Origin of the sequence: Hyphomicrobium sp., assembly GCF_019753045.1 — a bacterium.
Classification (GTDB): Bacteria; Pseudomonadota; Alphaproteobacteria; order Rhizobiales; family Hyphomicrobiaceae; genus Hyphomicrobium_B.
The window spans coordinates 166092-184723 of sequence record NZ_JAIELN010000010.1; the positions used below are offsets into that span (position 1 = coordinate 166092).

Annotated in this window: 20 protein-coding genes; 9 read left to right on the forward strand and 11 right to left on the reverse strand. The window is 61.0% G+C overall.

Going from position 1 to position 18632, the window contains the following annotated elements:
* Positions 1 to 141 precede the first annotated feature (141 nt).
* Entirely contained in the window at positions 142 to 840 is a 699-nt protein-coding gene (rplS, locus tag K2Q04_RS13085) for a 50S ribosomal protein L19 (RefSeq protein WP_291164408.1), read from the reverse strand.
* Between the two features lie 332 nt (positions 841 to 1172).
* On the opposite strand from rplS, the gene K2Q04_RS13090 reads away from it, so the two are divergent.
* Positions 1173 to 1544, forward strand: coding sequence for a hypothetical protein (locus tag K2Q04_RS13090; protein ID WP_291164410.1), 372 nt, complete (start codon positions 1173 to 1175; stop codon positions 1542 to 1544).
* Positions 1545 to 1774: 230 nt separating this feature from the next.
* Positions 1775 to 2065: a hypothetical protein gene (locus K2Q04_RS13095; protein WP_291164412.1), complete on the forward strand. Its 291-nt coding sequence runs from the start codon at positions 1775 to 1777 to the stop codon at positions 2063 to 2065.
* Positions 2066 to 2353: 288 nt separating this feature from the next.
* Here K2Q04_RS13095 and K2Q04_RS13100 read toward each other — a convergent pair whose 3' ends face one another.
* The 10 genes from K2Q04_RS13100 to hrcA form a co-directional block, all read right to left on the reverse strand.
* On the reverse strand, positions 2354 to 4042 hold the full coding sequence (locus K2Q04_RS13100; RefSeq protein WP_291164415.1) for a L,D-transpeptidase family protein: 1689 nt from the start codon (positions 4040 to 4042) through the stop codon (positions 2354 to 2356).
* A 134-nt stretch (positions 4043 to 4176) separates the two neighbouring features.
* On the reverse strand, positions 4177 to 4905 hold the full coding sequence (gene trmD, locus K2Q04_RS13105) for a tRNA (guanosine(37)-N1)-methyltransferase TrmD (protein ID WP_291164417.1): 729 nt from the start codon (positions 4903 to 4905) through the stop codon (positions 4177 to 4179).
* Between the two features lie 105 nt (positions 4906 to 5010).
* Positions 5011 to 5298, reverse strand: coding sequence for a DUF1330 domain-containing protein (locus K2Q04_RS13110; protein WP_291164419.1), 288 nt, complete (start codon positions 5296 to 5298; stop codon positions 5011 to 5013).
* A 160-nt stretch (positions 5299 to 5458) separates the two neighbouring features.
* A complete protein-coding gene (locus K2Q04_RS13115) occupies positions 5459 to 6448 on the reverse strand; it encodes a murein L,D-transpeptidase family protein (protein ID WP_291164422.1) in 990 nt (329 codons plus the stop codon).
* 176 nt (positions 6449 to 6624) lie between these two features.
* Complete coding sequence (gene pyrF, locus K2Q04_RS13120) at positions 6625 to 7326, reverse strand: orotidine-5'-phosphate decarboxylase (protein ID WP_291164424.1); 702 nt, start codon at positions 7324 to 7326, stop codon at positions 6625 to 6627.
* A 7-nt stretch (positions 7327 to 7333) separates the two neighbouring features.
* Positions 7334 to 7933, reverse strand: coding sequence for an NAD(P)H-dependent oxidoreductase (locus K2Q04_RS13125; protein WP_291164427.1), 600 nt, complete (start codon positions 7931 to 7933; stop codon positions 7334 to 7336).
* Between the two features lie 120 nt (positions 7934 to 8053).
* Positions 8054 to 9208, reverse strand: coding sequence for a molecular chaperone DnaJ (dnaJ, locus tag K2Q04_RS13130; RefSeq protein WP_291164429.1), 1155 nt, complete (start codon positions 9206 to 9208; stop codon positions 8054 to 8056).
* Positions 9209 to 9365: 157 nt separating this feature from the next.
* Positions 9366 to 11294, reverse strand: coding sequence for a molecular chaperone DnaK (dnaK, locus tag K2Q04_RS13135; RefSeq protein WP_291164431.1), 1929 nt, complete (start codon positions 11292 to 11294; stop codon positions 9366 to 9368).
* 359 nt (positions 11295 to 11653) lie between these two features.
* Positions 11654 to 12307 (reverse strand): nucleotide exchange factor GrpE, encoded by a 654-nt coding sequence (gene grpE / locus K2Q04_RS13140; RefSeq protein ID WP_291164433.1) that lies wholly within the window; start codon positions 12305 to 12307, stop codon positions 11654 to 11656.
* A 123-nt stretch (positions 12308 to 12430) separates the two neighbouring features.
* Positions 12431 to 13504 carry a heat-inducible transcriptional repressor HrcA gene (hrcA, locus tag K2Q04_RS13145; RefSeq protein WP_291164436.1) on the reverse strand — a complete coding sequence of 358 codons (1074 nt, stop codon included), beginning with the start codon at positions 13502 to 13504 and terminating at the stop codon, positions 12431 to 12433.
* Positions 13505 to 13659: 155 nt separating this feature from the next.
* On the opposite strand from hrcA, the gene rph reads away from it, so the two are divergent.
* Genes rph through K2Q04_RS13180 form a run of 7 tightly spaced genes read left to right on the forward strand, consistent with a single transcriptional unit; the run spans position 13660 to position 18580 of the window.
* Complete coding sequence (rph, locus tag K2Q04_RS13150; protein ID WP_092868862.1) at positions 13660 to 14373, forward strand: ribonuclease PH; 714 nt, start codon at positions 13660 to 13662, stop codon at positions 14371 to 14373.
* 21 nt (positions 14374 to 14394) lie between these two features.
* Positions 14395 to 14820: a DUF1772 domain-containing protein gene (locus tag K2Q04_RS13155; RefSeq protein ID WP_291164440.1), complete on the forward strand. Its 426-nt coding sequence runs from the start codon at positions 14395 to 14397 to the stop codon at positions 14818 to 14820.
* Positions 14805 to 15239, forward strand: coding sequence for a VOC family protein (locus K2Q04_RS13160; RefSeq protein WP_291164443.1), 435 nt, complete (start codon positions 14805 to 14807; stop codon positions 15237 to 15239). Before K2Q04_RS13155 ends, K2Q04_RS13160 begins: the two co-directional genes overlap by 16 nt.
* Positions 15236 to 16120: an RdgB/HAM1 family non-canonical purine NTP pyrophosphatase gene (rdgB, locus tag K2Q04_RS13165; RefSeq protein ID WP_291164446.1), complete on the forward strand. Its 885-nt coding sequence runs from the start codon at positions 15236 to 15238 to the stop codon at positions 16118 to 16120. Before K2Q04_RS13160 ends, rdgB begins: the two co-directional genes overlap by 4 nt.
* Entirely contained in the window at positions 16113 to 17432 is a 1320-nt protein-coding gene (gene hemW, locus K2Q04_RS13170; RefSeq protein WP_291164449.1) for a radical SAM family heme chaperone HemW, read from the forward strand. The genes rdgB and hemW overlap by 8 nt, the downstream gene beginning before the upstream one ends.
* Before the next feature lie 9 nt (positions 17433 to 17441).
* Positions 17442 to 18023, forward strand: a complete 582-nt coding sequence (locus K2Q04_RS13175; protein WP_291164453.1) for a YqaA family protein — start codon at positions 17442 to 17444, stop codon at positions 18021 to 18023.
* A gap of 14 nt (positions 18024 to 18037) precedes the next feature.
* On the forward strand, positions 18038 to 18580 hold the full coding sequence (locus tag K2Q04_RS13180) for a disulfide bond formation protein B (RefSeq protein ID WP_291164455.1): 543 nt from the start codon (positions 18038 to 18040) through the stop codon (positions 18578 to 18580).
* Positions 18581 to 18632: the final 52 nt, after the last annotated feature.

Genomic DNA, 18632 nt, shown 5'->3' on the forward strand with positions numbered 1-18632 from the left:
TGCTTACGATTCTATATCTAGTGCGAAATGTTCGCCGGCAAAATACCTTGTGACACCGCGCGGCAATTCTAATGCAAAAAGCGCCGGAGAGATTCCCCGGCGCCTTTTTAATTCGATAGCCACCTTCAGCCGAAGCTGGGGTTAAGCCTTGGCTTCTTCAGCGGGGACTTCAGAGGCCGTCAGCTCAGCGAGAAGACGCTGTGCCTGTCCAACCCAGTCCTGCTTCTCGATCGCGCCCTTGAGGGCCAAGGTCTCGTCGAGGTTGGCGATATCCTCGTCCGAAAGGTTGGCGATCTGCTCCACCTTGTAGCAGTTGAGCTGCTTCAGGCGGTTCTGCAGGTCGATATCGATGCCCTTGATCTGCGTCAGATCCTCGGCCTCGCCCTTCGGCTTCTTGAAGCCCTTCCAGGCAGCGTTCAGGCGGCGAGCGCGTGCGTCCGTACGTTCGAAAATACGGGCGGCTTTGCCGCGGCGGCCGCGGAGGTAATAGAGCTTGGCGCGGCGGACTTTGCCGCGGCGCACGACTTCAATTTCGCCGATGTAGGGCGAATAGACCGGGAATACGCGCTCAACGCCTTCACCATAGGAAATCTTGCGGACGGTGAAGTTCTCGTTGAGGCCGGCGCCGGAACGCGCGATCACGACGCCTTCGTATGCCTGAAAGCGGATCGTCGGCTCCTTGGCGGCGCCGCCCTTCTTCTTCTTGTCCTTGGGGTCATCGGCGGCCTCGACGACCTTGACCATCACCTTGACGGTATCGCCGGGACCGAATTCGGGGACGCCTCGCTTTGCGAGGATGGCGTCCATCTGCTCGCGCTCGAGCTGCTGGATAATGTTCATCTTATTGATTCCATTTCGTTTTTTGATGACGCAGAGGATCGACTTGGCGTCCATCAGGACCCGAGCCGGTCATGCAGCCCACGAGGGCAACCCGTTTGAGGGAATTATTGTTGGGCGCGTGATAGCGGAAGAGGCTGGTTTTGTCGAGTGGGCCCAAGCCCATATCGCGGGCCGCGGGGCCTTCTGCGTCAAACTTTCTGGGCCGGGCTTGCGGGTCGGACTTCCCCAGGGGGGGCCGATCGGCGCCGGGTGTCATCGTGGGAACAGCGGCGGCGCGAGAGACCGCTGAAACATATGGCGATCCAACTCATCTCAAAGGGAGAGATGCCGCCATGTTTACCGCAGAGACTATCATTTATTGCGTTAGCGCGACGCTGATTTCGGCTTTTATCATCTATCGCGTTGTTTACGGCTTCGATGCCGGAAGCACCACGCCTCCGACGCCGCCGGGGAAGTCTCCGATGACTCGTGTGGAGCGCGCCGAGAGGAGGCGCGACGCCGCCGCAAACATCATCAACATCGTGGTCTTGCTCGGAGCCACGATGAAGGCTCTGAACCATTTCGGTTGGGTTGCCCTGAGTTGGAAGGCCGTTCTTGTTCCGGTTCTCGTGATACCGCTTCTGCTTTCAATTGCCGTCTACCTGAAAACGCAATGGGATGTGAAGCGCGCGAACGCGGCTGCGGATGTCGGGCTACCTGCCTAGGGGGAGCCTGAGGTCGTCGCCCGCGCAATTTGGTTGGTTTGCCACACTGCACCGAGCGTCGTGAGCGGACGCCGACCGAAAGCCGCCTCGGTCTGTTATGATTCTCGTCGAATCACACTCCTTGGAGGCGCGGAATGGCCGAATGTCCGCTCGTCATTATCAGGTGGCTCGATAGCAGGCAGCCGTGCGGCCAGTGGCGCTATCTTTCGGCACTGCCCGATGCGCGGCCGGTGGAAGTCGCGAGCGTCGGTTGGCTCGTCAAGGATACGGCGGACGTCAAGGTCGTCTGCCAAAATGTTGGCGATCTCGAGCACCCTGAAAAAGCGCAAGCGAGCGGGATCATGACGATACCCACCCGCTGCGTCCTTTCGATCGAAAGGCTGACGGAAGACGAAAGCAGACCTAACGCTTCTGCTGACTTTGCGACTGAGGGTTCGACTGATTTTGTTGGTTCTGAGCGTTTTGCTGCGATTTCTGATGATCTGAAGATTGTGTCAGAACAGATGCGGCGAGCTCTTTAATTTCATCGGCATTCAGCGACTGAGGGTTCTGCAGGGCCCTGGAGGCAAGCGCACTCACGCGTGCAGATGTTTTCTCATTCTGTGCCATGTCGATACTCACTTTCTCTCAAATTGAGGAACGACTTTCTTGCACAGGCAACTGACCACGTTAGGTCTGGCGAGTCCCATTACGAGAGAGAGTTATCCACGGTTTAGTGCGTATGCGGTATAAGTTCCCGGCCGCTGCCAACGCGCGCATTTGCGGTGCCCGGGCAACGGCTTGGCGTTTCGGTTGCGTGATCGGCCGTATTAGAAGTTGAGGCCGAAGGCGTTGCCGATGATGTCGCCGACGGTTGCGCTCTTCTTCGTCTTGGAAGTCGGGCCGTACTGACCGTAATCGTTTTCGAGGTTCTGACTGCGCGCGGCGACGGCGGACGGGTCGAATGAAGGCTCGACGGGCGCCAGGTGATCACGGCCCTTGTTGATCTTGTTCCATTGGCCATCGAGCGCCTGCGTAACGCGCTTCTCGTGACCGTAGACGTCGCGGAAGGTCTTCAGCTTGCCGTCTTCGCCAACCCACGCCGTGAAATAGACGAGGTGGATCGGGATTTCCTTCGTGATCGGGATCTCATTGTTGAGCGGACCCGACCGGTCGAGCTCGGCGATCTTGTCGGTGTCCCAGCCCTTGTCTTCCTTGAGGATAAGCTCTGCCAACTGCATCGGCTTCCAGACCCGCAGACAGCCGTGGCTCAGTGTTCGCTGCGCCGGTTTGAACATCCACTTGTCGGGCGTGTCGTGCATGTAGATCGTGTGCTGACTTGGGAACGAGAACTTGACGTGGCCGAGCACGCTCTTCGGCCCCGGCGGCTGCACCACGTCATAGTTGCGGATGTCGGTCGTTGCCCAGTTGATGCTGCGGTAGTCGACAGGGCGCTGGCTGTCCTTGGTCACGATCTGCAGGCCGTACTGGCGCATCATGCCGCCGCCGCGGATGAGGTTCGGCCAAAGCTCGTTGACCATGATGCTTTCGGGCACGCGCCAGGCCGGGCGAAGTACGACGTATTTCAAGGGACGCGAAAATATCGTCGTCTGCTTGTCGAGGAGACCGACGACGATCTTCTCCGAGCGGATGATTTCGCCGTCCTTGTAGACGTACTGCATGTACTCGGGGATGTTGTTCAGGACGTAGAAATCGCCCATGTTGGTCCACATCCAGCGCCACATTTCCATATTGGAGCGGATGCGCTTGGCGTCGGGGCTGAGCTTCCCGGATTTGCCGTCCTTGGGCAGCATCGTCAGATAAACCTGGCGCAGTTTTTCGAACTGCGGCTGCTGCGGCTGAAGGTTGCGAAGATAGGCGTCGGGCTCGCGCGTTGCTGCGAGCGCTTCGATGACGATCTTGGGTTCGATCCATTGCGGACGCCGGTCGAAGTTCGTCGTCAGCATTTCGGCGGGATCGGGAATGCGGCCGCCGCGCGCGTCGCGGGCGTAAAGAAGAGCGGCTTTCGAATATTCGATTTCTGCGTCGGCAAGTGAGTCCGTGTCGGTTGCGGCCAGTGCGCCTTCGTTCAGAACCGGAAGTTTGAACCTCGCCGGATCGAGACCGTACGCCCAGGCATTCGCGATTTCGGTCGCGAGCGTCTTGGCTTCAGGCTTCACGCCGGCCGCCGTTACCCAGAGCGCCTCTCCGTGGCGCGCCGCATAGAAATCGATGAGTGCGGTTTGGTCCTTGCGGTCGCGGTCTTCCTCAGCTGCCGGGCCAGCGGCGAGCTTGCTGCGTACCGCCATCAGAACGGCGTCGTCGTGCACTTCAGGGGGCTGAACTTCGGGCGCCGCTGCGGCAGGCGCGATATCAGCCGTCGCAGGGGGGGTTACGACGGGGGGCGGCGAGACTTCTTCTGCAAACGCCGGATATGCAACCAGCGCCCCGGCGATCAGCAGTCCGCTGGCAAGCGTCCGGCGCGGCAGAGCAAGCAGAAGGTTCTTGAAACTCTTCATCCCCGTCTCTCAATTGGCAACGCGCACGTGGCCATAAGCCCTGTTCGCGATATGCCGTCGGGCCGCCGCGAATCTTTTCCCTCCGTATTTGCCCAAGAAATCCTGGCCATGCAAAGGCGAAGCGCCTTGCGAAGTCACTTTGAGGTTCGGGTGGTACGCAAGAGATCGGGGCGACGGTCGGCCGTCAGCTGCTCGCTCTGGCGCCGCCGCCATTCCGCGACTTTCTTGTGGTCGCCAGAGAGGAGAATATCCGGGATTGAGAGGCCCTCCCAATCACGCGGCTTCGTGTACTGCGGGTATTCGAGGAGGCCCGTTTCGAAGCTTTCGCTCGCGAGGCTTTCGGCGGCGCCGAGAACGCCCGGCAGAAGCCGGACGCAGGCTTCGATGAGGACCATCGCAGCCAGCTCGCCGCCGGCGAGCACATAATCGCCGATTGAAATTTCCTTGAGGCCTTTTGCATCGATAACGCGCTGATCGATGCCTTCGAAGCGGCCGGCGAGCAGGGTTACGCCCGGTCCTTCGGCAAGATCTCGCGCCAAGCTCTGCGTCAGCGGCGTGCCGCGCGGCGACAGATAGATGAGCGGCGAACCCGGCGAGATGGTTTTCGCATGATCGAGGGCAGGGCCCAGAACGTCGGCGCGCAGCACCATGCCCGCCCCGCCGCCTGCGGGCGTGTCGTCCACCTGGCGGTGACGACCGAGGCCGAAGTCGCGGATCTGCAATGTGTCGAGGGACCAGATGTTCGCTGCGCGGGCTTGACCGAGGAGCGAGACATCAAGCGGTCCCGGAAACATCTCCGGGAACAATGTCAGGACGAGTGCCTGCCATGCCGGCCGTCCATCATTGGCGGGAAAGTGGGCCATTGTGATTGTCATCCTCGGCTTTATGCCGAGGATCCATTTGGCAGAAAACGCGATGGACGATGGATCCTCGGGACAAGCCCGAGGATGACATTGCCCAGAGGTTGATCAGACGCCTTCGACGATCGTCATGTCGAGCGTTCCGGCGCCCTGGCGAAGGACCTTCGCTTCCGCATATTCGGGCGACGTCGCGTAGCTGCGGGCGAGCTCGTAGCTCGGGAACTCGAGGATGACGTTGCGCGGCGTTCCGTTGCCTTCAACGACCTCGCTCTTACCGCCGCGGGCGATCGGCTTGCCTTCGTACTTTTCGAGCGCGATTTTCGATTTCGCCACGTACTCAGCCCATTTCTCAGGGTTCGTGATTGTGGCGTGGGCGATGACGTATCCCTTCGGCATTGCAATCTCTTTCGTGGAAGTTGGGGCCTCAAAGTTTTGGGCCTTCAAGTCGGGCGCAGTTGTCCGGCGAGGAGCCATAGCCGGACCGGCACCGTTTCGGCAACTGGACTCGTTAATGGGGAGCCAGAGACAGGGAGCCGAGCGGCGAAGCCGAAGTCCGTCAGCGCTTCACGATGGGCTGCATGGCGCCGAGTGCCGCGTCGCTTTCGTTTTGAGAGGGTTTGCCGGGCCGTGCGCTCGGCGTGGCGCTTTCGGTGCCCCATGCGAACATCGGTGCTTTCCAGCCCAAGTTGGCCTCGGCCGACTTCAGTTTGGGGCCTTGGGCTTCGAGGCGAGGATCGGCTTTGACGAGACGCTTGGACGACCGCGGCGACAGCGGCGCGATGCGCTTTCCAATGACAGCCGGGCAGTCGGCATTGGGATCGTTGCCGACGGGCGTCAGGGCATTGACGACGTAGCGCTTGCCGCACATTCCAATCTTCGGCGGTTCGCGGGTTCGTGCGAAATCGTCGAAGGCTTCCCGCAGAGGCTTCCAGGTGGCCCGCGCCTCGTTCTCGGAATGGCGCTTCATGTTCTCGGCCGTCATGCGAAACGGGAAAACATGGATCGGAATGCTGGGTTCGCCCGCGTTCAACGCATCGCGCACGAATGCATAGATTTCTTCGATGTATTTGTCGGACATCGCGAAGCAGCCGACGCTTCGGCAGTCGCCGTGCACCATGATGTAGGCGCCGGTCCGGCCGAGCGCGCGGTCGAGGGCGTTCGGATAGCCGATGTTGAAAGCGAGATGGTATTTGCTGTCGGGCTTCAGCCCTTCAGGCGTCACGCGGTAGAAGCCTTCGGGCGACATGCTATCGCCCATCACGCGTTTGGGTCCGAGCGTGCCGCCCCAGTTGCAGACCGGGAATGTTTTAACGAGGGCGTAGCGGCCATTCGGGCGGGCCTTCCACACCTCGAGTTCCGATTCTTCCTTGAAGACGCGGATATAGACCGGCGCTTCCGGCACGATCTCTTTCATGATGAGGGCGGCTTCGATGGCCGAGGGCAGCGGCTTCTCGGCGGCGACTTCGTCGGCACGGGCGCGGCTCTGCATCACGGCCGATCCGGCGACAAGGACCATTGCGGCAAGCAACAGGGCTTGCTTGGTCAAATGCCAACGCCAACGCATCACGCTTTCAAAACCCCGCCTACTCTCACCCTCGGGCCGACTCAGCTAATCCCCGGGACGGTTAAGGGTGGGTAAACTGCGAGTATGGGCTCGGCGTGGTCAGAGATGGGCGATGCTGTGGCAAGGCCATGATCAGCCAGAAGAATTAGGCGAGATGCTTAAGCCCCGGCGATATGCGCGAGGAACGTCTCGGCAGCCGCCTTGGGGTCGCGTGCGGCGTTGATCGGCCGGCCGACGACGAGGTGGTTGGCGCCAAAACGAAGTGCTTCTTCCGGTGTGGTGATACGGCTCTGATCGCCGGTCTCGGCGCCCGGCAGCCGAATGCCCGGTGTGACGATCAGAAACTTCGGACCGGTCTCAGCGCGGACGGCGGCTGCTTCTTGACCCGAGGCGATCACGCCGTCGAAGCCTGCGTTCTCCGCCATGCGCGCACGTCCGACGACCAAGCCGCCCGGCGTCGCCGCGATGCCCTGCTCGTCGAGGTCGGATTGATCGAGATTCGTCAGCACGGTGACGGCGAGCAGTTTCAGATTGGATGCGCCACGTCCGCGGACGGCCGCCGTCATCGTCTTCGTGTCGTGGCCGTGCACCGTTATGAAATCGACGCCGAGCTTCGCCGCCGCGGCGACGGCGTGCTCGACGGTATTGCCGATGTCGAGGAACTTCAGGTCGAGAAAGACGCGCTTGCCTTCACGCTTCAGTTCCTGAGCCAACGACAGGCCGTCGGCGAACAGAAGCTCAAGTCCGATCTTGTAGAAGCTGACGGTGTCGCCCAGGCGATCGACCAGGGCGCGCGCCTCGTCATAGGTCGGCAGGTCGAGAGCGACGATAAGTTTGTCCCGGGTGGCGCGGTCGATCATTTTTCTCTCAGCCGTGGAGCACGCGGGCGGCGCGTGCGAGTTTCTGGATGACGGCCTTCAGTTGCTCGGTCTGGTCCTTGTTTTTCAAGTGACCGTTGTCGTCGAAGGCGTCGCGCACGCGGGGCAGCGCGAATTGCTCGGGAAGTACCAGGGCTCCGGTGCCGAGTTCGAGAACGGCGCGGAGCTGTATCAGACCACGAAGGCCGCCTAGACCGCCTCCCGAGGCCGACGCAAGTGCAAAGACGCGTGTCCTGAAGACTTCGAGCGGTGCTTCGCCCTCGTCGCGGGTGTGGCTGACCCAGTCGATGACGTTCTTGAGGAGAGGCGAGAACGAGGCGTTGTACTCAGGGCTGACGATGAAAATGCCGGTATGAGCCTTCATCAAGTTCTTCAGCTTGCGGGCGTTGTCGGGCGGACCTTCTTCCTCTTCGAGGTCGCCATGATAGATCGGCATCGGATAGTCGGCGAGGTCGACGAACGTCGAGGGAATGCTGTTGGCTTCCGCGATCATGGCGCCGAGTTTCGCCAACCGCTTGTTGAACGAGTTCAGGCGGGCACTGCCCGCGAAGAAGAGAAGACGCGGGTCGGAAGGGGTGTCGGCTGACATGGAATTCGCGCGTCGGGGCTGGAGCGAGGTTTCTAGGCCAAGACCCTAACGGCTTTCAAGCCTTTGGCAAGGTTGGGGCCTTTGGCAAGGTTCGGCTGCCGCGAACGTCAGAGCGTTCCGTCAGCCGCTCTTGCCTTCGAAGAATTCCTTAACCCGCGAGAAGAATCCGGCGCTCTCGGGGCTTGTTTCCTTGTGGCTTGCCCGCTCGAATTCCTCGAGCAGCTCGCGCTGTTTGCGCGTCAGGTTCTTCGGCGTCTCGACATCGACCTCGATGTACATGTCGCCGGAGACCTTCGAGCGGAGCACGGGCATGCCCTTGCCACGGAGGCGGAACTGCTTGCGGGTTTCGGTACCCTCCGGGATTTTCACGCGCGTCGTCGTACCTTCGAGCGTCGGCACATCGATCTGGCCTCCGAGCGCGGCAGTCGTCATCGCGATCGGCACCTTGCAGAAGATGTCGGCTCCATCGCGCTGGAAGAACTCGTGGGGCTTGATCGACAGGAAGATATAAAGATCGCCCGGCGCGCCGCCTCTGAGGCCGGCTTCGCCTTCGCCTGCAAGACGGATGCGCGTCCCATCTTCGACGCCGGCCGGGATGTTCACCGATAGCGTGCGTTCTTTCTGAACGCGGCCCGATCCGGCGCAGTCGACACACGGGTCGTCGATCATCTCGCCGCGGCCCTGACATACGGGGCAGGTGCGCTCGATCGTGAAGAAGCCCTGGCTGGCGCGGACTTTACCCATGCCGCCGCAGGTCGTGCAGGTTTTGGCTTTCGTTCCGGGCTTGGCGCCCGCGCCCGAGCACGTTTCGCATTTGACGCTCGCCGGGACGCGGATTTGCGCGGTCTTGCCGGCGTAGGCTTCCGCGAGCGTGATTTCGAGATTGTAGCGAAGGTCTGCGCCTGCTTCGCGGCCTGTTCGCGACCGGCCGCCGCCACCCTGGCCTCGCCGGCCGCCCATGAACTCGCCGAACAGATCGTCGAAGATGTCCGACATCGAGGAGGCGAAGTCAGGTCCAAAGCCTGGGCCGCCACGACCTCCCATGCCCCCTTCGAACGCCGCATGGCCGAATTGGTCATAGGCGGCGCGTTTCTGGGGATCTTTCAGGGCTTCGTAGGCCTCATTCAGCTCCTTGAAACGGCGCTCCGCTTCCTTGTCGCCCGCGTTCCGGTCGGGGTGACATTCCTTTGCGAGGGTACGATAGGAGGATTTAAGCTCAATATCGGTGGCGCTCCGCTTGACGCCGAGAATTTCATAATAATCGCGCTTAGCCATGATGCGCTGTTCTATGACCTGTTAGGTGAAATGTTGCTGGTCGGCGAATGGTCGCAACGATTACTAGCGTGTTTATCTCAATTTTTCGCCCTCAGGCCAGCCCGGCCCTCCATTCGGGAGGGGCCGGGGGGTCCGAGGGCGATTTCGCGGTCGACTCTTAAGCCGATTTCTTCTTGTCGTCTTTGACCTCTTCGAAGTCGGCGTCGACGACATCGTCGCCGCTGTCCGACTTGTTCTCGGCAGAGGGTTCGCCACCGCCGACGCCTTCCGCACCACCCTTGGCGGTGTAGACGGCTTCGCCGATCTTCATCGCGATCTGGGTGAGTGCCGTCGACGCGGAGCGGATGGCTTCGACGTCTTCGCCGGCAATCGCCGTCTTGGCGGCAGCAATTGCGGCTTCCACGTCGCCCTTGATCGCGGCGACTGCCGGGATCGAACTGTTCTCGGTCAGAGACTTCTCGGTGCCGTGGACGAGCGCTTCCGTCTGGTTGCGCACCTCGACGAGTTCGCGGCGCTGCTTGTCTTCGGCGGCGTGGGCCTCAGCGTCCTTGACCATCTTGTCGATGTCGGCATCGGAAAGACCGCCCGACGCCTGGATGCGGATCGACTGCTCCTTGCCGGTTGCCTTGTCCTTCGCCGAGACATGCACGATGCCGTTGGCGTCGATATCGAAGGTGACTTCGATCTGCGGAACGCCGCGCGGCGCCGGCGGGATGCCGACGAGATCGAACTGGCCGAGCAGCTTGTTGTCGGCCGCCATCTCGCGTTCACCCTGGAACACGCGAATGGTCACGGCGCCCTGGCTGTCTTCTGCCGTCGAGAAGGTCTGGCTCTTCTTGGTCGGGATCGTCGTGTTGCGATCGATCAGACGCGTGAAGACGCCACCCAAGGTTTCGATGCCGAGCGACAGCGGGGTCACGTCAAGCAACAGAACGTCCTTGACCTCGCCCTGCAGAACGCCGCCCTGGATCGCAGCACCAATGGCCACGACCTCGTCCGGGTTGACGCCCTTGTGGGGTTCCTTGCCGAAGAGTTGCTTGACGACTTCCTGGACCTTCGGCATGCGCGTCATGCCGCCGACGAGGACGACTTCATCGATCTCGGCAGCCTTGAGGCCAGCGTCCTTCAATGCCTTTTCGCAAGGCGCTTTCGTGCGGTCGATGAGGCCGCCGACGAGGCTTTCGAGCTTGGCGCGCGTCAGCTTCATCGTGAGATGCTTCGGACCCGTCGCATCGGCCGTGATGAAGGGCAGGTTGATTTCGGTCTGCGGGGCACTCGACAGCTCGATCTTGGCCTTTTCAGCGGCTTCCTTCAGGCGCTGAAGGGCGAGCTTGTCGGAGCGGAGATCGATGCCCTGCTCTTTCTTGAACTCGTCGGCCAGGTAGGAGACGAGCACCATGTCGAAGTCTTCGCCGCCAAGGTGCGTGTCGCCGTTCGTCGACTTCACTTCGAAGACGCCATCGCCGATTTCCAGAATGGACACGTCGAAGGTGCCGCCGCCGAGGTCGTAGACCGCGATCGTCTTGGCTTCCTTCTTCTTGTCGAGGCCGTAGGCGAGAGCGGCTGCCGTCGGCTCGTTGATGATGCGGAGAACTTCAAGACCCGCGATGCGGCCGGCGTCTTTCGTCGCCTGGCGCTGGGCGTCGTTGAAGTAAGCCGGAACGGTGATAACCGCCTGCGTCACCTTCTCGCCGAGCTTGGCTTCGGCGGTTTCTTTCATCTTCTGGAGGATGAAAGCGGAGATCTGCTGAGGCGAGTACTGCTTGCCGTGGCTTTCAACCCAGGCGTCGCCGTTCGGGCCCTTGATGATATGAAAGGGGACGAGCTTAACGTCCTTCTGCACCTCGGCATCGTCGAAGCGACGGCCGATCAGGCGCTTGATCGCGAAAAAGGTGTTCGTCGGGTTCGTCACTGCCTGGCGCTTGGCCGGCAGACCGACGAGGCGTTCGTCATCGGCGGTAAATGCAACAATAGAAGGCGTCGTATTTGCGCCTTCGGAGTTCTCAAGAACCTTCGGCTTTCCGCCTTCCATGACGGACACGCACGAGTTGGTCGTGCCGAGGTCGATACCGATTACTTTAGCCATTCTAGTCAATCCTTCTTAGTTGCGGCAGACCGGGTGGACCCTGTTTGTTTGGCATCCGTCGTGCGCCCTAACGAGAGGTTAGAGGCACCGGTCCCCAGGATTTCAATTGCGTAACCGACGGTTATATAGGGGCCTGTTTTGGGGGTGCAACGCTTCTTCCACCCGCTACAGATCACTTTCTAGCCTTTTCAATTACACGACTGCGGTCGGCACGGGTCTGGTAAAAGCATCTATTTTCAGGGCTTTCGGCGGCTGGTTAGCCGCCTGGCCGATGTGGGCCCCCCCTTTATGAGAGGCCGATATTTTAAAATCCCTAAGGTCTGTTTCCAGACCCTAGGGGGGAGCCGTCAAGCGCCGACTCACGCATCGGACTGGGGTTTATCCTGCGGAGCCTCCTGTGGCGCATCGCCGGGCTTTCCGGCTTTCGGGCCGCCTCGGGAAACAACGACCATGGCGGGGCGCAAGCAACGGTCATCAAGAAGATAACCGACCTGATAGACCTGCAGCACGGTGCCGGCCGGGACGCCCGTATCTTCCTGTTCCATGACGGCTTGATGGTGATGCGGGTTGAACGGCTGACCCACCGGGTCGACGACGCGGACACCGTGCCGCTCGAGAGCCGATTTATAGTCGCGCTCTGCCAAAACGACGCCGTCGAGCAGCGATTTCAACGCCGGGTCGGTTTCGATCGCATCCTTAGGCACCGCGGCTATGGCGCGCTGGAAATTGTCGCCCACGGACAGAATGTCCTTCGCGAACTTGGCGATCGCGTACTTCGCCGTATCTTCCTTCTCGCGTTCGAGACGCCGCCGGACGTTTTCGGTTTCGGCAACCGCGCGAAGGTATTGATCCTGCTTGCCAGCCAGGTCGTCGATCCGCTTGTCGAGATCGCTCTGGAGGGCACCGATCATGGCCTTGAGCTGCTCAACGCCGACGCCGTCCGGCGTGGAGGTCGCTCCTGCCTCGGATGGCGATTGAACAGTGTCGTCGACCGGCTTCTTTTCGTCGCTCATTTTTCTCTTCGCTAATGCCAATGGTGAATTTCGAAGGGTGCCGGGATATCGGCCGCGGAACGGGAAAAATCAAGGCGGTTCAAAATGCCCTCGTCTCGCGGATGCTTGGGGCAGGCCAAAATCTCAACCGATGAGGCGGCTTACGAGCTTCGCCGTATAGTCCACCATCGGGATGATCCGGGCGTAGTTGAGCCGCGTCGGCCCGATGACACCCAACACGCCAACCACGTGGCGCGTCTGGTCCCGGAATGGCGCGACAATCAATGATGAGCCCGAAAGAGAGAACAACTTGTTTTCCGAGCCGATAAAAATGCGCACGCCTTCTGCCGTTTCGGATGCGCCCAACAGCTCCACAATATCCTGCTTCGACTCGAAAGCGTCGAAGAGCTGACGGATGCGATCGAGATCTTCGGTCGCGGTCACGTCTTTCAGGAGATTGCTTTGGCCGCGAACGATTAGGCTTTTGCGATCATCGGAAACTCCAGACCACTCGGCGAGCCCGGCCTTAATGACCTTCTGGGTCAGCTGGTCGAGTTCGGCTTTCGCCGCATTCAACGACTTTTCGATCTCGGTCTTGGCTTCCGCAAGCGTCATGCCGCGAAGGTGGGTGTTCAGATAATTCGATGCTTCCTGGAGCGCGGAGGGCGGCAGGCCTTCGGGTAAATTGATGATGCGGTTCTCGACGTTCTGATCCTCGTCCACCAGGATCACCAAGCCGCGCCGTGGTTCCAGCGGTACGAACTCGATATGGCGCAGGCGTGCCACCTGCTTCTCGGCGAGCACCACGCCTGCGCAATGGGATAGGCCGGAAATCAGCTCGCCGGCTTCGCTCAAAAGCTGGTCGACGGACTTGTCGCGCCGATAGGCGATCTGCGCCTCGATCTGGCGGCGCTCTTCCATCGAGACGTCGCCGACTTCGAGCAGGCCATCAACGAAGAGCCTCAGACCGAGCTGGGTCGGCAGGCGGCCTGCCGAGGTATGGGGTGAAATGATCAAGCCGAGCTGTTCCAGATCCGACATAACGTTGCGGATCGACGCCGGCGACAGCGCCATCGGTAGGGCGCGAGACAGGTTGCGCGAACCGACCGGCTCACCCGTGGCGAGGTAACTTTCGACAATTCTTCGAAGAATAGTCCGGGACCGCTCGTCCAGCCTCTGGAGCTGGGTTTTGCCGTCGAGCAGCGTCGCACTCACCATATGTTCCTCTATTCTCACGGTTCGAATCTATGAACCGCGGGGCCCGGCGTCAAATGCCGCGCGCGTCATGAGGCAAAGTTAGCCTTGTTTCCGGTTGATGGACCTTGGGCCCTTCATTAGGGTCGCGGCCGCAACGTTAACATTTCAGGGAAATCATGCGACCTTCTAAACGCAAGCCGGACGAGCTGCGCCGCGTTTCAATTGAACGCGCCGTCTCTAAACACGCCGAGGGCTCCTGCCTGATCAAGTTCGGCGATACGCATGTCCTGTGCACCGCCAGCTTGGAAGAACGCCTGCCGCAGTGGCTCAAGGGTCAGGGCCGCGGCTGGGTTACCGCCGAATATGCGATGTTGCCGCGCGCCACGCATGAGCGCACGCGGCGGGAAGTGACGAGCGGTCACCCGTCGGGGCGTACGCAAGAAATTCAGCGGCTTGTCGGCCGGGCGCTCAGGGCGGTCGTTGATCTGACGAAGCTCGGTGAACGCCAGATCACGGTTGATTGCGATGTCATCCAGGCAGACGGGGGCACGCGTACAGCTTCGATCACCGGCGCCTGGGTTGCTCTTCATGATTGCATCCAATGGATGAAAATGCGCGACATGGTGAAGGAAAACGTCTTGCGCGACCATGTGGCGGCGGTTTCCTGCGGACTTTACAAGGGCGAACCGGTTCTCGACCTCGATTATGCCGAGGACAGCAACGCGGACGCGGACGCGAATTTCGTCATGACCGGGACCGGCGGAATCGTTGAAATTCAGGGAACGGCAGAGACGACGCCCTTCAGCGAGGAGCGCTTTACCGACCTTATGCAACTCGCGAAGAAGGGTATCGGGGAGCTGGTCCAACTTCAGAAGCTGACGGTCGCGTAACGCCTTACAAAGGTGAGAGCCATGTTCGGAGAGCTCACGCTCGTCGTCGCCGCGCTCTTCACGGGCGCGGCTATTTACGTCAGTTGGGCGGAACAGCCGGCGCGGCTCGAACTCGATAACCAGGCCATGCTCGCTGAATGGAAGCCGAGCTATGCGCGAGGTCTGTTGATGCAGGCCTCGCTCGCAGTGATCGGGTTCGTCCTCGGCACGCTCGAATGGCTCGTCACGGGACAGTGGCTCTGGCTCGCGGGCGCGGTGGCGCTCGTTGCCAATTGGCCGTTTACTCTTTTTGTGATCATGCCCGTTAATAAGAAGCTTGAAGCAACGCCCATCGAGAGCGCTGACGAAAATACACGCGCGCTTGTCGAGAGGTGGGGGAGGCTGCACAGTGTTCGAAGCGCGCTCGGCGCGCTCAGCGTTGGATTGTTCCTATGGGCGTCGATCTGAACTCCTCCCCCACGCCGCTGAGAATTCTTGAAACGGTTCTTTACGCTCCCGATCTTGCGCGGATCGAGGATTTCTATCGACGCGCACTTGGATTGGAGCCGTTCGCCGTGGAGCCGGGGCGCCACATATTTTATCGCTGCGGAGACCAGATGCTGCTGATTTTCAATCCTGACGCGACGCAATTTCCAACCGCCAATGCGTCGCTTCCTGTGCCCCCGCATGGTGCGGAGGGTGAGGGACACGTTTGCTTTGGTGCGTCGGGCGAAGACATCGAGCAGTGGCTGAAGAAACTTGAAAGCCTCGGCGTGTCTATCGAGGCTGACTTCGAGTGGCCGCGCGGGGGAAGGTCGATCTATTTCCGCGATCCGGCGGGTAACTGTCTCGAGATCGCCGAGCCGCGTATTTGGGGAATTGCATGATGCGGCTTTCTAAAGGTACGCGACTCGTCGTCGCGAGCCACAATCCGGGCAAGGTGTGGGAAATCAACCAGCTCATTCATCCCTATGGGCTCGATGCCGTATCGGCGGGCGAGCTTGGTCTGGCGGAGCCCGAGGAGACCGAGACGACGTTCGAAGGCAATGCGCGGCTCAAGGCCGTCGCTGCGGCGCAGGGATCGGGATTGCCGGCGCTCGCGGACGATTCCGGTCTCGAGGTCGATTGTCTCGACGGTGCTCCGGGCATCTATTCGGCGCGCTGGGCGGGATCCGGCAAGGACTTCGGGCTCGCGATGAAGAAGGTCGCTGACGAAATCACGGGCCGCGACGGCTGGAACGGCAGCGGTCCGCGCGCCAACTTCATCTCCGTCCTTTGTCTTGCCTGGCCGAACGGCGACGTCAAAACTTTCGAGGGCAAGGTCTTCGGAAATCTTGTTTGGCCGCCGCGCGGTGGGAACGGCTTCGGCTACGATCCGATGTTCGTACCCAAGGGGGATACGCGGACGTTCGGCGAGATGAAGCCGGAAGAAAAATATGCGATCTCGCACCGGACGCGCGCGTTCGCCGCCTTCAAAGCCGCGATGCTCGACGAAATTTCGCCCGGGGCGGCGTCAGATGAAGCCGAGACGCGGGACATCGCCGCATTTTCGGCGGCTGCCGCCAGTCTTTCGACGCGCGTCGAGGCGGCGGCTTTTATCGAGCGTTTGAAAGACGATCTTGCTGCACACCGGCAGGACTGGAAAAACGCGACGCTTGAATCCTATCTCGATGCTTTGGCGCGTGCGCTCGGGAGGATGCCGGCGAGCGAGGAACCGGCGTGGCGGCAGTTGTCCAAGGCCATGTTGGCCGCGAGCAGTCATGACTGATGTGGGTCAGACATTCGGCGTTTATGTGCACTGGCCGTTCTGCGCCCAGAAGTGCCCCTATTGCGATTTCAATAGTCACGTGCGTTTCGGTGGTTGGGACGAGGCGCGCTTTCTCGAAGCGTATAAACGCGAGATCGATTGGGTCGCCGAACGCATAGGTTCGCGCACAGTTACGAGTATCTTCTTCGGCGGGGGAACGCCGTCGCTGATGCAGGCGCATACTGTTGCGTCGATCATCGAGCATATCGCGAAGCGCTGGGGCATTGCGCCGGACGCCGAGATTACGCTCGAGGCTAATCCGGGCAGCGTCGAAGCCGGCCGTTTTCGCGGGTTTCGGGAAGCGGGCGTCAATCGCGTTTCAGTCGGCGTGCAGTCGTTGAACGATCAGGAGCTACGCAAGCTCGGTCGTATTCATAGCGTTGCGGAAGCCAAGGCTGCGCTCGAGATTGCGCGCGGAACATTCGAGCGGTTCTCATTCGATCTCATTTACGCGCGTCCTGGTCAGACGGCTGAGGCTTGGCGCGCGGAGCTTCGAGAAGCTCTCGATCTCGCGGGTGATCACCTGTCGCTCTATCAGCTGACGATCGAGCCAGATACTCCGTACGCTGCGCTCTATGCTGCGGGGAAGCTGATCATTCCGGATGATCATGACGCGAGCGCGCTCTACGAAATTACGGAAGAGATGACGGGCGAGCGCGGGCTCGCGGCATATGAGGTTTCGAACTACGCGCGGCCCGGTTCGGAGAGCCGGCACAACCTCCTCTATTGGCGCTACGGCGAATACGCGGGCGTGGGCCCCGGCGCGCATGGCCGCATTCTCATCGGCAACACCCGCACGGCGACGGTCGCCGAACGCAACCCGGAAGCCTGGGCTGCCCGGGTCGAGGAGGCGGGTCACGGCTTCACCGAGATGACCGCGCTTGCGCGCGAGGAGCAGGCGGATGAAATGCTCCTGATGGGTCTACGCCTCAGCGAGGGTATCGATCTCGGCCGGCTGGCGGCGCTTGGCGGCGCCCGCCCTTCCCGGCCGGTCATCACAGAACTCGAAGATCTCGGCCTGCTTCAGTCCGCAGTCGACCTTCCGTCGGCTGTTGACCGGGCGCCTGACACTTCGGGAAACTGGCGCCGAAACGAGCTGGACGACATCGTCGCCTGCGCAGGCCCGGGGTTGCGGCCTGAAACGGTTGCGCCCGGTCCCGATCGAATTCGCGTGACGCCTCAGGGCCGTCTCGTGCTTAACGCGGTTGTCGCAAAGCTTTCAAAAAGTTTTCAATCGCCGGAACGCGTAGACAACCTTCGAAGCGCCGGTTAATCAGCGAAGATGCTTCGGGGAATTTACGATTGGACGATGCGGATGGCGGCCAGCGCGCGGGCGCCGTGGGCGCTTGCGGGCGTCTCGTTCGCGGAAAGCTCGTTCTTCCCCATTCCTCCCGACATCATGCTCATCCCGATGGTGCTCAGCCAGCCGCGGAAGGCGTGGTGGTACGCGACGATCGCAACCGTCGCCTCCGTTGTCGGCGGATTGCTCGGATACGCAATCGGCTATTACCTTTATGACGCCGTCGGCGCACCCATTCTGAAGTTCTACGGACGCGAACACGCGCTCGACGCCTTCCAGACCTTCGTTCAGGAGTACGGCGTCACCGCCGTCATCGTCAAAGGCATGACGCCGATCCCTTACAAGGTCGTGACCATCGCGGCGGGTGTCGGCAAGATGGATATCCTGGCGTTCGTCGGCGCAAGCATCGTTGCCCGCGCCATGCGCTTCTATCTCGTCGCCGGTCTCTTATATTTCTTCGGTGAGCCTATCCGCTCCTTTATCGAGGGCCGGCTTGCGCTGGTGACCACGGCATTTCTCGTGCTGCTCATCGGCGGGTTCGTGGCGGTTCGGTACATCTTCTAGTTCGGATCTCGATCATGGCGTTTGGCGAGCGAATTGCGCGAGGGACGGATTACCAGCTGGGCGCGCTCGCGCTTTTCCTGTCGATTGCGACGATCGCGGCTGCGCTCGGATTTCAATATATCGGCGGCTATGTGCCGTGCATGCTCTGCCTGATCGAGCGCTACGCCTATTATGCGGCCATCCCGCTGCTGTTCATCGCGCTGGTGCTGACGGCTGGCGGCCATCGCCGGTTTGCCGCCGCGCTCTTTCTGATCGTCGGGCTCGCGTTTCTGGCGAATACTGTGCTCGGCATCTACCACGCAGGCGCCGAGTGGAAATTCTGGCCGGGACCGGCGGCATGCGGTGGCGGGCAATCATTGGCGACGTCGGCCGGCAATCTCTTGAGCGAGATTGAGAACATCCACGTCATCAAGTGCGATGAGGCGTCTTTGCGCTTTCTCGGCATATCCTTCGCCGGGTGGAATGCCGTCGCGTCGTTTTTCCTAATGATGATCTCATTCGCCGCCGCTTTGGCTGCTCGCGAGCAGAGCTACGAGACGACCGCCACCGATCTCTGACTCTTGTCCACAAATGTCGTGGCGCGGAAAAACGTTGATTTCGTTGCCTCAT

Coding starts and splice junctions, on each gene's coding strand:
- K2Q04_RS13110 (WP_291164419.1), bottom strand. CDS start 5,298: ATGCCGAAGGGATACGTCATCGCCCACGCCACAATCACGAACCCTGAG.
- trmD (WP_291164417.1), bottom strand. CDS start 4,905: ATGGCCCACTTTCCCGCCAATGATGGACGGCCGGCATGGCAGGCACTC.
- K2Q04_RS13155 (WP_291164440.1), top strand. CDS start 14,395: ATGTTCGGAGAGCTCACGCTCGTCGTCGCCGCGCTCTTCACGGGCGCG.
- K2Q04_RS13090 (WP_291164410.1), top strand. CDS start 1,173: ATGTTTACCGCAGAGACTATCATTTATTGCGTTAGCGCGACGCTGATT.
- K2Q04_RS13160 (WP_291164443.1), top strand. CDS start 14,805: ATGGGCGTCGATCTGAACTCCTCCCCCACGCCGCTGAGAATTCTTGAA.
- hrcA (WP_291164436.1), bottom strand. CDS start 13,504: ATGGTGAGTGCGACGCTGCTCGACGGCAAAACCCAGCTCCAGAGGCTG.
- K2Q04_RS13100 (WP_291164415.1), bottom strand. CDS start 4,042: ATGAAGAGTTTCAAGAACCTTCTGCTTGCTCTGCCGCGCCGGACGCTT.
- rplS (WP_291164408.1), bottom strand. CDS start 840: ATGAACATTATCCAGCAGCTCGAGCGCGAGCAGATGGACGCCATCCTC.
- grpE (WP_291164433.1), bottom strand. CDS start 12,307: ATGAGCGACGAAAAGAAGCCGGTCGACGACACTGTTCAATCGCCATCC.
- K2Q04_RS13175 (WP_291164453.1), top strand. CDS start 17,442: ATGCTTCGGGGAATTTACGATTGGACGATGCGGATGGCGGCCAGCGCG.
- rph (WP_092868862.1), top strand. CDS start 13,660: ATGCGACCTTCTAAACGCAAGCCGGACGAGCTGCGCCGCGTTTCAATT.
- dnaJ (WP_291164429.1), bottom strand. CDS start 9,208: ATGGCTAAGCGCGATTATTATGAAATTCTCGGCGTCAAGCGGAGCGCC.
- K2Q04_RS13125 (WP_291164427.1), bottom strand. CDS start 7,933: ATGTCAGCCGACACCCCTTCCGACCCGCGTCTTCTCTTCTTCGCGGGC.
- K2Q04_RS13180 (WP_291164455.1), top strand. CDS start 18,038: ATGGCGTTTGGCGAGCGAATTGCGCGAGGGACGGATTACCAGCTGGGC.
- pyrF (WP_291164424.1), bottom strand. CDS start 7,326: ATGATCGACCGCGCCACCCGGGACAAACTTATCGTCGCTCTCGACCTG.
- dnaK (WP_291164431.1), bottom strand. CDS start 11,294: ATGGCTAAAGTAATCGGTATCGACCTCGGCACGACCAACTCGTGCGTG.
- hemW (WP_291164449.1), top strand. CDS start 16,113: ATGACTGATGTGGGTCAGACATTCGGCGTTTATGTGCACTGGCCGTTC.
- rdgB (WP_291164446.1), top strand. CDS start 15,236: ATGATGCGGCTTTCTAAAGGTACGCGACTCGTCGTCGCGAGCCACAAT.